General features: G+C 37.1%; 13 protein-coding genes and 1 pseudogene. 11 read left to right on the top strand and 3 right to left on the bottom strand.

The features are described from left to right. Positions 1-169 precede the first annotated feature (169 nt). From BLP54_RS12930 to BLP54_RS12920, 3 genes are all read left to right on the top strand, one after another. Positions 170-1,501 carry an ATP-binding protein gene (locus tag BLP54_RS12930; protein WP_090170343.1) on the top strand — a complete coding sequence of 444 codons (1,332 nt, stop codon included), beginning with the start codon at positions 170-172 and terminating at the stop codon, positions 1,499-1,501. A gap of 93 nt (positions 1,502-1,594) precedes the next feature. Next, positions 1,595-1,810, top strand: a complete 216-nt coding sequence (locus tag BLP54_RS12925; RefSeq protein ID WP_090170342.1) for a PF20097 family protein — start codon at positions 1,595-1,597, stop codon at positions 1,808-1,810. A 26-nt stretch (positions 1,811-1,836) separates the two neighbouring features. Beyond that, a complete protein-coding gene (locus tag BLP54_RS12920) occupies positions 1,837-2,259 on the top strand; it encodes a GNAT family N-acetyltransferase (protein WP_090170340.1) in 423 nt (140 codons plus the stop codon). A 104-nt stretch (positions 2,260-2,363) separates the two neighbouring features. Here the strand turns inward: BLP54_RS12920 and BLP54_RS12915 are convergent, their stop codons facing one another. Beyond that, complete coding sequence (locus BLP54_RS12915) at positions 2,364-3,392, bottom strand: hypothetical protein (protein ID WP_090170338.1); 1,029 nt, start codon at positions 3,390-3,392, stop codon at positions 2,364-2,366. Between the two features lie 371 nt (positions 3,393-3,763). On the opposite strand from BLP54_RS12915, the gene BLP54_RS12910 reads away from it, so the two are divergent. The 5 genes from BLP54_RS12910 (at position 3,764) to BLP54_RS12885 (ending at position 8,019) form a co-directional block, all read left to right on the top strand. Beyond that, complete coding sequence (locus BLP54_RS12910; protein ID WP_090170337.1) at positions 3,764-4,213, top strand: GNAT family N-acetyltransferase; 450 nt, start codon at positions 3,764-3,766, stop codon at positions 4,211-4,213. An 18-nt stretch (positions 4,214-4,231) separates the two neighbouring features. Then, positions 4,232-4,768, top strand: a complete 537-nt coding sequence (locus BLP54_RS12905) for a GNAT family N-acetyltransferase (RefSeq protein WP_090170335.1) — start codon at positions 4,232-4,234, stop codon at positions 4,766-4,768. 618 nt (positions 4,769-5,386) lie between these two features. Then, positions 5,387-6,766 (top strand): ATP-binding protein, encoded by a 1,380-nt coding sequence (locus tag BLP54_RS12895; protein WP_090170332.1) that lies wholly within the window; start codon positions 5,387-5,389, stop codon positions 6,764-6,766. A gap of 25 nt (positions 6,767-6,791) precedes the next feature. Next, positions 6,792-7,571 carry a DUF6904 family protein gene (locus tag BLP54_RS12890; protein WP_090170330.1) on the top strand — a complete coding sequence of 260 codons (780 nt, stop codon included), beginning with the start codon at positions 6,792-6,794 and terminating at the stop codon, positions 7,569-7,571. Between the two features lie 40 nt (positions 7,572-7,611). Next, positions 7,612-8,019: a UPF0158 family protein gene (locus BLP54_RS12885; protein WP_090531142.1), complete on the top strand. Its 408-nt coding sequence runs from the start codon at positions 7,612-7,614 to the stop codon at positions 8,017-8,019. Here BLP54_RS12885 and BLP54_RS12880 read toward each other — a convergent pair. After that, entirely contained in the window at positions 7,950-8,432 is a 483-nt protein-coding gene (locus BLP54_RS12880; RefSeq protein ID WP_090170326.1) for a hypothetical protein, read from the bottom strand. The two genes, BLP54_RS12885 and BLP54_RS12880, sit on opposite strands and share 70 nt — an antisense overlap. A gap of 83 nt (positions 8,433-8,515) precedes the next feature. Next, entirely contained in the window at positions 8,516-9,115 is a 600-nt protein-coding gene (locus BLP54_RS12875) for an HAD family hydrolase (protein ID WP_090170324.1), read from the bottom strand. A 182-nt stretch (positions 9,116-9,297) separates the two neighbouring features. Here BLP54_RS12875 and BLP54_RS12870 point away from each other — a divergent pair, with 182 nt between their 5' ends. The 3 genes and pseudogenes from BLP54_RS12870 to BLP54_RS15670 form a co-directional block, all read left to right on the top strand. Continuing rightward, a complete protein-coding gene (locus BLP54_RS12870) occupies positions 9,298-12,525 on the top strand; it encodes a carbohydrate binding domain-containing protein (RefSeq protein ID WP_090170322.1) in 3,228 nt (1,075 codons plus the stop codon). A 200-nt stretch (positions 12,526-12,725) separates the two neighbouring features. Continuing rightward, complete coding sequence (locus BLP54_RS12865) at positions 12,726-14,087, top strand: hypothetical protein (protein WP_090170320.1); 1,362 nt, start codon at positions 12,726-12,728, stop codon at positions 14,085-14,087. 228 nt (positions 14,088-14,315) lie between these two features. Then, positions 14,316-14,467, top strand: a pseudogene (locus BLP54_RS15670) (IS5/IS1182 family transposase); the annotation flags it as partial.

Here is a 14,467-nt window from a genome sequence, read left to right as displayed (position 1 = left end):
TTTTTCTTTTCTATTATCAATGTTCCGATTTTATGCAAAAATAAGATTATCAATGTTCCGATTTTATGCAAAAAACAAATGATTAGCCCTCCGATTTTATGCAAATATGTTGACAAACCCAGTAAATAAGGGGATATTATCAAAACATAGAAAAGGAGTACTAAAATCTATGCTAAAGAGAAAAGTATATAACGAATTAGTAAGCTGGAAAAAACAAAGAAGAGATAACGAGTTAAAAAAATGTCTTCTAATCAAGGGTGCTAGACAGGTTGGTAAGTCATATATTGTTAAAGAGTTTGGCAATAATGAGTATGAATCTTTTATAAGCATAGACTTTTTTAAACAAAAACAGTTAAAGCAGATTTTTGAAGGCGAGTTATCTGCAGCAGAAATCTATAAGAGAATGACAGCAAATATTCCAGGAATTAAGTTTATACCCGGAAACACTCTTATTTTTTTAGATGAGATTCAGTGCTGCGGAAATGCGCGTACAGCATTAAAGTTTTTGGCTGAGGACATGCGTTATGATGTTGTAGCATCAGGCTCATTATTGGGACTAGCGTATGGACAGGATGATGATAAGGAAGTTGAAGAACCAACATCATTGCCTGTAGGTTATGAAACTCAGATTACCATGTACTCACTCGATTTTGAAGAGTTTCTTTGGGCTTATGGATATGATGATTCTGTAATAGAGGATTTGAAGCAATACTTGGGTACTGATAATCAGATACCTGAAAGCATTCATGATAAATTTGAAGAGTTGTTCAGAGAGTATATGGTTGTGGGAGGTATGCCAGAGGTTGTAGCTGATTTCGCTGAGAATAAAGATTTTGCTAGAGTAATGGAGATTCAGCAGAATATTGTTTCTCAATATCAAGACGATATTTCAAAACATGCCAAGGGCCGTGAAAAGCAGCTCGTAAGAATGTGTTATGATGCGGTTCCTAGACAGTTAGCTAAAGAACTTAAAAATTTTCAATACTCAACCGTGGAGAAGGGGCAGACAAGCAGAAAATATGGTGGCAGTGTAAAATGGCTAAAACATTCTTGCTTGGTAAAAGTGTGTTATAACATCTCTGAACCATATATCCCATTAATGGCCAATGAAAAGGTTGAACAGTTCAAACTATATATAAATGATACTGGACTATTAACTTGCATGTATGGCTTTGAAACAAAGAGGGCTATTCTTAATAATACAATCAAAGGAAATGCAAGGGGCGGAATATATGAGAATATTATTTCTGAGTGCTTAGTAAAAAGAGGCTATACCTTGCATTATTACAAGCCTGATGATGATCATGAGTTGGAGTTTCTGATTGAAAAGGAAGGAGAAGTAATACCAATTGAAGTGAAAGCAGGAAACACAGCTTCTGTATCATTGAATAACTTTATAAATGATTTTTCACCTAGCAAGGCATATAAGTTGATTGCTAATAGAAATGGTATTTTAGGAGTGAAGGAGACACTTCCTCATTACTTTGTTTTATTTATATAATTATTTACAGGCATCCCTAATGGGCAATGTCATTATTTTATACGCAGAAAAAAAGAAATAGTAGATAAAAATGATTTTGGAGGGAGAATTGTTATGAACTGTCCTAAATGCGGAAAAGAAATGAGAACAGGATTTGTTGAGGCAAAGAGTGCAGGAAGTCTTACGCAGGCTTTTACACAGGTCACCTGGTATCCTGAGGAATATACAGGCAAATTTATTAAGAAGGAACCAGTAACACTTTCATTGCAAGCGGAAGGTCAATATTGTGATGAATGCATGACTGTGTTTGCAAGTTTTAATCAGAGATAAATCGAGGATTGGAGGAAAGAAAACAAGTGATTAGATACGAGGAAAATATTTCACCTGAAGAATATTTAGAATTACGTAGATTAGTCGGATGGAGGCTTTTCCCACTCGAGGAAGCAAAGAATTGTGTTGAAAGAGCTTATATGGTTCTTTGTGTCAGGGATGATGAAAGAGCCATAGGTGTAGTACGATTGTCTTGGGACGGCGGATATGTAGCTTTTATTTCAGATGTTATCGTTATCCCTGAATATCAGGGACAGGGAATAGGAAAAAAGCTAGTTGAAGCTGTGATTAACAGAATTAAGAGAGAAATGAAGCCTGGATATATGGTTAATCTTAATCTTAATTCTGCCAAAGGAAAAGAACCATTCTATGCAAAACTCGGATTCATAGAACGGCCGAATGAAGAAGCTGGTGCAGGAATGAATCAGTGGCTGGTATTGGGAGAATAATTATTTCTAATATCTTAAAATAATGCAATAGTGAATTTCTTAACATACATAATATAAGCCACTAGCTCAAGATTTGAGTTAGTGGCTCATTACATTTTTGACTGTTATTCCTCTCCTAGCCTTGTCAGGATTTCATCATAAATTTCAAGACATCGTTCTATATATTTTTTTGTGTAGGCATTTAGGTATTTGGAGAAATTGAGTTTCCCCTTTATAGCTGAATCTTCTTGAGATATAATCCCCGCTTTTGCTTTTGTTAAGACATCAAAAAGATTAACCTGTTTGTCTGTAAAATCTTCAATTCCTTCTAGCTCAAATGCATTACTATTGTATATTCTTCTAAATGTACTGTCGTAATTATAGTCATTATACCAATCCTCATTGCTCTTAGAGTCGTAGTAACTAAAATATGCATATAGTTCTATAGGCGTAGCTTTCTTAAGGTCTATAGAATTTATTTCAACTACATATTTACCTGAGATTCTATTTTCAGAACCAAAATCCGAAATTGTTACTGCAACAATAGGATTCTCTTCAGTTGATTCTATATCATACTCAGCGTATAAATCGTATAAGTTACCACCAATATCATATGCTCCTTCACCCAACCGATAATTTCCGTAAAATCCCAAGCTACAGACATCAGAAAAAATATTAGTGGTAAAAAATCCATCAGACGTCAACTCGCCAATAATTTCATTATTACTCATCCACATCATATTTTCTGCCATCTGAGCTAATGGCACTACTTCGTGATACAAAACCATGTTTCCTTTTTGTGCACACTGTAGCCTATAGTCATCAAAAAATTCATAAAAATCTATAATCTGCTCAGGTTCAAACTGATTTCTAAAACTTTCTAACAGACTTTTATCATAATCAAATGCATTACAGCTTCCCCTAAGAAATTCCGCCACATCACAAAAATCATCGAATGTGCACGCATGTATGTTTATGTTCTGAACATCAAAATATGATATTCTAGGTGTGTTCTGAGAAGCATCTGTAATATTAGCTCCTGCATCAATATCAAACACGGCTTTATTATCTTCGACATTATAGTTCAAAGAACTAATCTCATTTACTCGATGCGCCCATAGGGATTCTCTATTTACATCATAGATTACAGACATCGTCATTCCTCCAGATTATTTATGCCTATAAAAAAGCACCTATTTCAACTTCATTCCGTTGAAATAGATGCTTCCCTAGACTTATAACAATATCTACAATTATGCTATCGACAGATTCACTTTATTTATAATCAGCAACGTTACTAATGTTTTTCTTACTTTATTAGACATTTCACACTAAAAAGTATTTTAATATAACTTGCTAAGATATATCATTCAGGAGAGCTTCTGCTCTCCCCTTTTTTTGCATTTCATATAGTTATCAATCTCCCAATCAAGTATAATTAAACTCAACAAATCGGCAGTTTGTCGAGCTGAATAATAGGGATGATATCCGGCATGGATGGGTATAGAAAGAAGAGGGTAAAGATATGAGCCTACAATTTGTAAAAGCAAGCACTTCTGATGCTTTGACACTTAATGGAATATCTAAAAGAGCCTTTGATAGCGATGTTCAGGTTGGAGCACCTTCAGTTGGTGGGCCACCTGGATATATGTCTGTTTCTTATCACACAAAGATGGCCAGAACAAATCACTTGTATAAGCTCACGGACAATGGACTAATTGTTGGCGGTGCGATTCTATTTTTGGAAAAAGACAAGTTGAACATCGGAAGGATCTTTGTAAGCCCTGAGCATTATCGCAAAGGCTATGGTGTCTACATGATGCAGGAAATTGAGACAATGTTTTCAAATGTAAAGGAATTTGTATTAGATACGCCCATTTGGAATGTCAGAACAAACGCCTTTTATACCAAGCTGGGATATGTGGAAGTGAGTCGGGATAATGAATTCATTTATTATATTAAGAAATGTGAGTGATGAAAGAGGAATTATCATTTGATAAAAATCGAATTATTATCAGAGACAAATTTCTGGTTAGAATCATTAGATTCATATAACAGAAAACAGAATGTAAATAAAGTATATCGAAGAATAGACGGAGAATATGCATTAGTAGAATGCAAATATACCGAAGATTGGGACTTGAGCCAAAAGCGTTCTGTGGCAAAGCAAATAAGCAGTGATGATTATATTACATACATCGCATTAGAAAATGATAAAGTTGTTGGCTTTATTGGGTTATTAAAGAAACTAAACGGTCCTTACATGATTCTTGATATGATGCAGGTATCTTCTGAATGCAGAGGCCAAGGTGTTGGCAGACGATTATTTGAATTTGGAAAAGCGGAAGCAATAAAAGCTGGTGCACAGGCTTTGTACATATCTGCCTGTTCTTCTAAGGAGACGATTGCATTTTACAGAGCAATGGGAGGTGGCCTGGCAAGCATTCCTATAAAAGAACTTGCTGAAAAGGAACCATATGACCTTCAGATGATCTGTCCTGTAATACTGAATCAAAAACCAGGAGTGTAATTTAACAATTCAAATTTATAGAGGGATGTATGAATATTTTAAATCAACGAAACCTTTCCCCATAACCTTCAAAAAAAGAGGGTTATGGGGAAAGGTTTGCATAAACGGCCTCGATGGGAGGTTCTTTTTCCATAAGTTCGCCTTAGACTTAAGCATTATGCCGATAAGGCACGAGAAAGCTGTGATGAAATACCTAGGAGAGTATATCCGCATATATTCAGACACAGCCGCGCAATGCATCTGTATCAACATGGTATGGATTAAAGTAATTTTCATTTAAATACATATCAAATCGCAGGAACAACCTCTATCAATGAGGTTGTTTTTGCTTGAATAAGAGCGAGAATTATACGATACTCGGTTGAATTACGGTTATAGTCCTGGAGTTATACCGAGGATTTCACTCCTTACCTTTTTTAGGAGAGTTTTTTAACAGCCCCTTCATTTATACTCTACGGGGTAACACTAAGCGCTTACGATTCATTAAAGTTTTACAGTTTGTTTTTATTCGAAACAATTCGACTCGATTGAAACCGAATAATATTGTTTACATAAACATTGGTAAGGAATATAATATAGTTAGTTCGATGACAACCGAGTCGAAAGGAGCCGAATAAAATGAAGTTTTATGGAAGAGCTACTGAGCTTAAGCGTATGAAAAGAGAGTTAAATGCAGATGACATGCGTATGACTCTTATATATGGAAGACGAAGAATTGGTAAAAGCGAACTTGTTAAGCAGGCAATAAAAGAAGCGAATATTAAAGCAATATATTATGAATGCAAGCAGGTAACAGAAGAAAGCAATGTGCAGAGCATATGTGAGGTAGTTTCTGATACATTGGATCTTCCTAAATTGGGATATACAAAAGTAGAGGAAATAGTAGATTACATTTTTAAGCTTTCAAAGGATGAAAACATTGTTTTTGTATTGGATGAATATCCATACCTTAGAGGGGCTGTAAAGGGGCTAGATAGCATAATTCAGGCACTTGTAGATAAATATAGAGACAATTCAAAGTTAAAGCTCATTATACTTGGTTCTTATGTGGATGTAATGAAATCATTGCTATCAGAATCAAATCCTTTATATGGACGAGTAGATTTGGTTATTGATCTTAAGCAAATGGATTATTATGAGTCAGCTTTATTTTATCCTAACTTGTCTGATGAAGATAAGGTAAGAATATATTCTGTATTTGGAGGAATCCCATATTACAACAGACTGGTTGATGATAAAAGAAGTGTTAAGGAAAACATTATAGAACTTATAGCTTCATCTGGGGCACGTTTAGAAAATGAAGTATCTATGTACCTTAATGCTGAGATATCAAAAATCGTAAATGCAAATGAAGTGTTTGAGGCTCTCTCCAGAGGATTTTCAAAGTACAGTGATATTTTATCTCAATCTCATGTATCAAGTGGACCTACACTTATAGATGTTCTTGATAAGCTGATGAATATGGAAGTTGTTGAAAAGAAAGTTCCAATCAACGACGAATTCAACAAAAAGAAGGCTGGTTACTATATCTGTGATAATCTATCCCTTTTCTATTACAGATACATATTTAAGTATTCATCTCAGCTAAAAATCATGGATTCAGATGTTTTCTATGAGAAATATATTAATAAAGATTTCGAAGAGTTTTATGTGCCTCATAAATTTGAGGAGATTTGTAGACAGTATTTAATCAGACAGAATCGTCTTGGAAATATTGAACCTGTCATAGAAAAGATAGGCAAGTATTATTATGATAATCCAAAGGAACGAACCAATGGAGAATTTGATGTCGTTACTTTGGATGAAAATGGATATGTCTTTTATGAGGTGAAATTCAGAAATAAGAAGACTTCCGATGAAGTTATTAATGAGGAAATTCATCAGGTCAAAGAGACAGGGCTTAATTGCTATAAATATGTATTCATTTCCAGGTCAGGTTTTACAGGTAAAGAAACAGATGAAGTGAAGCATATTGAATTGAGTGAGTTATACATATAAATATCGTATATAAAGGGAGAAAGGTATGATCACAATAAAACCAACGGAACATCTTGTCGGAATCAATGTTCAAGGTGACTATTATGATTTCGAGGGAGTTGTTGATGCTGTTCACAGGCTAACAGGTATATGGCCAGAAGAGGATTATTCAGATCCTTATTATGCTAGCTGTAATAGGTTACTCGGAATATGCTACGATATTCGCCATGCCTATCAGGGAGACAGGAATATTTTGGTAAGAGATAACGGTCTTAACAGAGAGGTTATGAAATGGCATAAACTGATTATGTCGGAGCAGACTGTTTATTATAGTGTAAATATACTTTTTCCAGAGGCATTGTTTGTAGCTTCTACTTCTGAAAAATTATTAGAGTATGCTAAGAGATATTATGGTAAAACAGGCAAGAAGTTAAAGGAAAAGGAGAACTGGCCTATTTATCATGAATACAATCAGTATGTAAGAGATTGTGCCACTATAAGAAATTTCGTTGGTCAAGTTTGGGGTGCACTTGGAGATGTCATTGGAGAAGTAGGTCTTGAAAATGTATTAAATACTCAATGTTCTTATGAATCTTATACTCACTACGCTGCCCAATACATCGATGAGATGGATATTGCGCTTATTAAAACCAAGCCAGAGAAGAGAGCTGGAAAACTAAAAACTATGGCAAAAAGAATAATAAATCCAGATTATAACTATTACCAAGTCCATAGAGAAGTAGCAGCTTGTGCTGCAGAATATGGATGTTCAATACATGAGGTACATGATCCTAAACTTGAATTTCCAGATGAAAGAGAATGGTAAATATGGCTTGTTTCAAAACCTACTACAGGAGTTACAAAAAATGAAAGTAAAATTAGATGACATTATCGAAGCTATTGAGATGCAAGATGAATCTTCTGAGTGTTTATTGGATAAAGAAACGGGAAAAATTGAATGGGTTAGTGATATGGCTCAGACCTTCGAAGAACAGGAAGAAATATATGACAGACTAGATGAACATGGATTTTATCGTCTTCCAACTCAGCGTGACCTTAATGAATATGACACAATGGAAGACTTTGTTTATACCAGAACTGGTAGAGAAAAAGACATGCTAAGTGTAGCTATTGAAGGTCGTGGCGCATTCAGACGGTTTAAAGACACGGTAAATAGGCTTGGTATTGACGATGAGTGGTACAACTACAGAGACGAGGCCAATAAAAGAAAAGCTATAGAGTGGTGTGAAGAAAACAACTTGGAATATGAATAAAAGTAGCACATGTAATTAATGATTATTCTTGCGAATACAGTATAACTTCCAGGGGCGATTTCCTGGTATTCAGTAGTTCCAACCGTTGAGAATTCATAGTCTATAGTAGCTGGATTATCAGATGATGGTACTTCGTTTATATCATCACCGCCAGCTGTAACTTTTACGTGTACAGCACCTTCTGTGATCCTACTATCAATAATAAGATACTCACCCTCATCAATAGTAACGCCGCTGCCAGCAGCAGTTCCAATATCTGTTTTATCAAAGTTTGCATATAGAGTCTTGCCATCTTCACTAACATCCATAAGTGTTAATGTGTCAGCAGACTGGCTAGAATTTCCACAGCCAATAAATCCAAAAGCTGCAGTTAAAGTAATAGTTCCAACGATAAGATAATTTTTGATATTCATCTTGTTCTTCTTTATTGTTCATTATAGTCTGGAGTAATAATATCAATTGGATTATCACAGTTGTGTCACACGACAAAGATATTTTATTTTGTAAGTAGCTTCTCCAAATTCTCCACAGCAATCTCATGATTAACTACCTGCACTGCGCTCATGCCACATTCCTTTGCAGCTTCGCAGTTATCAAGTCTGTCATCAAGGAAAACACACTCCTCAGGAACGAGATTGTACTGCTTGATAATTTCTTTATAAATTGCATGGTCAGGTTTAATAAGGTTTACCTTGTAAGAGAAAACACCACCGTCAAGGATTGGTAAAAAGTCTAGCTGCTTTGGTGCACATTCTTTTACATGGTGAGACCAGTTTGATAAGAATAAAAGCTGGTAGCCTCTGCTCTTAAGGTCGTGGAGCCAGTCCTTTGTAAAATCGTACTGCCATAAAGCATCACCAAGATTATCCCAGAAAAGCTTCACTTCATTCTTTAATTCAGGAATATCTTTTGTAAATAATGCAAGAAGCTCATCTTCTGAAAGTACGCCTCTGTCTACTTCATTCCAATCTCTAAAAATATTCTCTTTCAGTTTTGCAACAAGAGCCTCGTCGTTGTTGAAAAGCTTCATCATATACATAGTCCAATCGTATCCAATTAGGACACCACCGATATCAAAAATAATAGTTTTAATCATTTTTCTTCCTCCCAAATTAATTAGATTGATTATACCATTAGAATTATTGCATAGCCACAGGTCTTTATTTTTGTGAAAAATGCTTTGAATGGATTTGATAAAAAATATCTAATTTCGATATAAATTTGATATAGATTCTCCTAAGCTATAAACATAGTCATGTTAAAGGAGGAGAAAATGGCATGAAAAAGGGAAAATGGTTTAATGCCGTTGCATTGGCAATGTCAGCTGCTATGGCTGTGACAAGCGTGCCAATGGGGGTACAGGCAAAATCAAGTAATTCCTTCGCCGACAAGTATTCCGATGAAGGCTATAGTCTTGTTTGGAATGACGAGTTCGAGGGGGATTCACTTAACACATCAGACTGGAACGTAGAGCAGCACGAGCCAGGCTGGGTAAACTCAGAGCTTCAGAGATACACAGCTCTTGATGAGGGAAACATCGAGGTTAAAAACGGAAAGTTATCATTAAAGCCACATGTAACTGAGACAGAGACTTCAGGTGAAGTTGATGAGGAGACAGCAGAGGAGAAGATTACAAATGTTTCGTTTGATTTTGATTTTAGTGCAGAGGATTCACGCAGTATTGCTCTTCAAGTAAATTTCGGTAAGATTTCATCTCTTGGAGATGCAGGCGTAGCACCAGCTACAGTTAAGGTTTCAAACATTTCACTTGTAGATACAACAGATGATGTTGAAGTTCTTTCAGACAGAGATTTCAAGAACGGCGAGTGGAACTGTGGATTTACAAGCCCAGGAGAGGGCTCTTGCTCATTCGAGGATGGCAAGGCAGTAATCGAGATTAAGAATTCTGGTGATGAGAACTGGCACATCCAGCTTCAGCAGTCAGGCGTAGAGCTGAAGAAGGATCATCACTATTCATTCTCAATGGATGCAGCAGCATCAGCAGACAGAGGTGTAGAAGTCAGCGTGCTTGATCCAGACAACGGATGGGCATGGTACGGCGGAACAACAGCTACTATCGAGGGTTCTGCTTTAGCAGGTGGTGCTACATCATCTGGTAAGAGAGAAATCACTTCTGGACGTATCACAACACAGAATAAGCACGATTTTACATACGGTAGATTCGAGGCCAGAGCAAAGGTTCCTTCAGGAAAGGGATACTTACCAGCATTCTGGCTCATGGCAACAGATGAAGGACTTTACGGCCAGTGGCCAAAATGTGGCGAGATCGACATTATGGAGGTAATGGGCCAGGATACATCAAAGTCTTATCATACAATTCATTATGGTTACAGTGCGGGAAGTGGTCATAAGGAGAATCAGGGCAGCAAGACATTGAGGGAGAATGACTTCGCTGATGAGTATCATGTATTCAGAATGGATTGGGAGCCAGGAAAGATTACATGGTTCGTGGATGATGAGCAGGTTTACACAACTAACGACTGGTACACAGGCGCAGATGAGGCAAGCCAGCTCACTTATCCAGCCCCATTCGATCAGGATTTCTACGTTATCTTAAACCTTGCGGTAGGTGGTAGCTGGGTAGGATATCCTACTGATGATGTATATGAGCACATGAATGATGATAGCTACGATGTTGATTACGTTCGTGTATATCAGAAGTCAGAAGAAGAGTATGCCAAGGAAGAAGCTAAGTGCAAGCGTCCTGAGAAGGAGCCTGTAACTTACAGAGAGCCAGATGAAGAAGGCAACTATGTAATCAATGGTGATTTCTCAAAGGATATCGCTTTTGATGGAGCAGAGGATGCTGACAAGGATAATTGGGTTCTTCATCTTGAAAGCGATGCAAAGGACACTACATACAAAGTAAAGAACAACAAGATTAAGATTACACCATCTGATGTTGGTTCGCAGAATCACAGTGTACAGCTTAAACAGGCTGGCATCCCAATGTACAAGGGTTGGGAGTATGAGCTTACTTTCGATGCTGTAGCAGATGAAGAGAGAGAAATCATTGTTGACGTTGAAGGTCCAGACAGAGGATGGACACGTTACATGCAGGATACATCTGTAAAGGTTGGCCCAAAGAAGCAGTCTTACACATACACATTTACAATGAATGACAAGACTGATCCTAACACAGCACTTGAGTTCAACCTTGGAAAGCAGAAGTCAACAGCACCTGTTACTATTTCAAATGTTAAGCTTGTTCATAAGTCAGGCGAGACAGTTGATGATGGAGATTTAAAGGAAATTCGTTCAGATGGAAACTACATCTACAACGGTGGATTTGATCAGGGCGAAGGCAGACTTGGATATTGGGATATTGATGACAAGAACAAGGATGCAGTTTCAGTTACAAATAAGAAGAATTCACGTATGCTCAAGGTGGTTGCACCTAAGGGCACATCAGCAAAGAAGCCAATCGTAATCAGCCAGGGTGAGCTTTCACCAATCTCAGCTGGTCAGTACGAAATCAGCTTTGATGCTTATACAGAGGATGGAGCATCAGACGGTATTACTATAGAGGTTGCAGGACATGACGTAACACCTGAGCTTACAGATTCACTTAAGCACTTTGCAAAGAAGGTTGTAGTAGAGAAGAACCTTGACCGTGCAGATTCAAATGTAGAGCTTCGCTTTACAAAGCCGGGCACATATTATCTTGATAATGTATTCTTCACAGAAGCAGCTCTTATCAAGAATGGTTCATTCAATGCAGGCATTGCAGGCTTCAGCCCATACATCTATGATTCCGTAAATGCGAATTACGTTATCGACAACATGAATGGCAACGACAACACATTCGCTATGACAATCGAGGATACAGTTGCTGATACAGATGACAACTGTTGGTATGTACAGCTCAATCAGGATGGAGTAAATCTTGAGAAGGGCAAGACATATAAGGTTTCATTCAGAGCTAAGTCTTCTATTGAAAGAGTAATCAAGTACTCACTCCAGGAATTTGAAGGAAACTGGACAAACTACAGCGGCACAGGCTCTGTAGAAATAGGTCCAGAGTGGAAGACATTTACACACACATTCACAATGGAGAATGAGACAGACCCTAACACAAGATTCAACATCACAATGGGTTCTGTTGACGGAATTAGAATTACAGAAAAGCACGATGTTTATATTGATGATATTGAGTTAGTTGAGGTAGAGGTCGATGAGCCAACAGATCCTTCTGATCCAACTCCTGTTGCACCATCACCAAGTAACCCATCAGATCCTGAGCCAGAAGAGCCAACACCAGCTCCTGCTCCAGCTCCAGGTGAAGATCCAGCACCAGTTGTTGAGCCAACACCAACTCCAACACCAGTAGTAACACCTACACCAACACCTACCCCAGAAGTAAAGCCTACACCAAAGCCAGCTCCAACACCTGAGCAGGTTATCACAGTAGTGAAGAAGGTGGTAAAGGTAGTTGTTAAGATAGTTAAGAAAGTTATTGACTGGATATTCAAGCTTTTTCCATAACCCTTTTATAAATCGTAAAACCTAATAAACCCCATTCTTTTAGACAGTAGGTAATGAATAGTTATCTACTGTCTTTTTTTACACGAATTTTTAATCAATACACAAATTGTTCATTTTTGTTTGCAGGTTATATATTGAAAATTTGATGACGGGGGGGTATTATCTGTAACAGTTGGGAGATATGTTCAAGGAGGTATGAAATGAACATGAAGAAGTTTTTAGCTGTTGCATTGTCTGTAGTTGTAGTAGGTGGCATTGCTACCCCAACAATTGTTTCTCATGCAGAAGGCCTTACACAGGCAACAAATGCTGAAGAGGTAAATTACGGAACAGTAACAAAAGATGACATAACTCTTTTAAGAGGCTTATTTGATTTAGAATACTATATGGAAGCTAATCCAGACATTGTTAAGCTGATTGGCACAGACCCAGAAAAGTTATTCGAGCATTTCTATAAGTATGGTATCTTTGAAGGACGTACATGCAATGAAAACTTTGATCCTGCAGCTTATGCAAGTGCATATTCTGATGTAAGGGAAGCATTTGGACTTGATATCATCAGATATTACAGACATTATGTTAAGGTTGGTTTAGTTGAGAATAGAACTCTTACAACAGTAAAGGCATGTGCTGAGGCTGGTATTACAGTTACTACTCTTAGTGAACAGCCAGTTTCTATTACACCAGCTATTTATCAGCTTTCTGAGAAATTGGGTACAAAAGACTTCAAAACAATTGCTTTGGCAGCAGATCGAGCATATGTGGAACATAAGATGGCAGTAGTTGATACTCCAAGTGGTACTGTTGTGTTCAGCAGCTCTAAAGATTTGGAAATGCTAAAAGGATATAAAGCAGTTGATACTATAAAAGTTGGAGATTCAACACTCTACTATTATGTATTTAAGAATACAACTGGTACAGCTGTATATAGACAGCAGCATATTGATGAGAATTCCCAGGCAATATTTACAACATCTGATTCTGTACAGGTAACAGATGCTGATTATAGAACAAAAATTTCTGTAAATGTTACACAATACTCTGATGCGATAGTAGATGAGATTACTACTGTAAAAAATACAGTTAACGGACAGGCTACTCAAAGTGAGGCATTGAACGATATTTATTATAAGAGTGGTGGTGACAGAGATAACCCTGCAAGATATCATTATACTGCAGTAAATGAACAGGAATCTGGAAATATCATATCAGTAAAAGATAGTCCATCAGCAGGTGTGAACGGTACTAGTATGAATGGAAACATAAACTCTACACTTTGGTATATAGATGGAACCAAAGACCAGAGCGGCAATGTTACTTTACTTTCTGAGCAGCCTACAACTCCATTAACTGATGCTTATCGTGACGAAGTTAAGGCAGTTACAGGGTTAAGCGGAGGCCAAAATGGCTGGATTGATGTAGATCCAAAGGGAACTGCTGATACAGAATACACTGTTTGTATAGGAGCAGAAACAGAAGGTAATGTCACAGATTTAACTATAGGTGTTTATAACGAAGAGACAGGATCATACTACTGGTCTAGCTCACATTTAGTTGATTAATTAATGGTATAAAGTAAAGACAGCAGGTAAGCAATTACCTGCTCAGACTGTAGACAAAGTGTCGCGGCTTTCGCCGCGACCTTTTCTTTTTTATAAGGAGGAACTGGAGTCTGCGGACTCCAGTTCTTTCATTTTTAGTCCTTCTAAAGTCTAAAGAAACCTTGATTTTACAAGCTTTTTCGCCTCTTTTTTGGTATAATAATACTATCAAAATAAGGGGTTAGAATAATGATTACAGAACAAAACGAGAAGGCTAGAAAGCAGATTGAATTTGTATGTACTGATGACTTGGTTCCTCAAGATCATCTTCTCAGAATTATAGATAAAGCTATTGATTGGTCTTTTATTTATGATTTGGTCAGAGATAAATATTCTCCAGA

The sequence above is a fragment of the Pseudobutyrivibrio sp. 49 genome (assembly GCF_900100545.1).
Classification (GTDB): Bacteria; Bacillota; Clostridia; order Lachnospirales; family Lachnospiraceae; genus Pseudobutyrivibrio.
The sequence above is the reverse complement of the archived record's forward strand: the minus strand, read 5'-3'. Positions and strand labels throughout refer to the sequence as shown.

What these genes read in the sequence shown, in the direction of transcription:
- BLP54_RS12890 (WP_090170330.1), top strand. Translation starts at nt 6,792, where the DNA reads ATGATCACAATAAAACCAACGGAACATCTTGTCGGAATCAATGTTCAA.
- BLP54_RS12895 (WP_090170332.1), top strand. Translation starts at nt 5,387, where the DNA reads ATGAAGTTTTATGGAAGAGCTACTGAGCTTAAGCGTATGAAAAGAGAG.
- BLP54_RS12875 (WP_090170324.1), bottom strand. Translation starts at nt 9,115, where the DNA reads ATGATTAAAACTATTATTTTTGATATCGGTGGTGTCCTAATTGGATAC.
- BLP54_RS12880 (WP_090170326.1), bottom strand. Translation starts at nt 8,432, where the DNA reads ATGAATATCAAAAATTATCTTATCGTTGGAACTATTACTTTAACTGCA.
- BLP54_RS12910 (WP_090170337.1), top strand. Translation starts at nt 3,764, where the DNA reads ATGAGCCTACAATTTGTAAAAGCAAGCACTTCTGATGCTTTGACACTT.
- BLP54_RS12925 (WP_090170342.1), top strand. Translation starts at nt 1,595, where the DNA reads ATGAACTGTCCTAAATGCGGAAAAGAAATGAGAACAGGATTTGTTGAG.
- BLP54_RS12915 (WP_090170338.1), bottom strand. Translation starts at nt 3,392, where the DNA reads ATGTCTGTAATCTATGATGTAAATAGAGAATCCCTATGGGCGCATCGA.
- BLP54_RS12870 (WP_090170322.1), top strand. Translation starts at nt 9,298, where the DNA reads ATGAAAAAGGGAAAATGGTTTAATGCCGTTGCATTGGCAATGTCAGCT.
- BLP54_RS12930 (WP_090170343.1), top strand. Translation starts at nt 170, where the DNA reads ATGCTAAAGAGAAAAGTATATAACGAATTAGTAAGCTGGAAAAAACAA.
- BLP54_RS12885 (WP_090531142.1), top strand. Translation starts at nt 7,612, where the DNA reads ATGAAAGTAAAATTAGATGACATTATCGAAGCTATTGAGATGCAAGAT.
- BLP54_RS12865 (WP_090170320.1), top strand. Translation starts at nt 12,726, where the DNA reads ATGAACATGAAGAAGTTTTTAGCTGTTGCATTGTCTGTAGTTGTAGTA.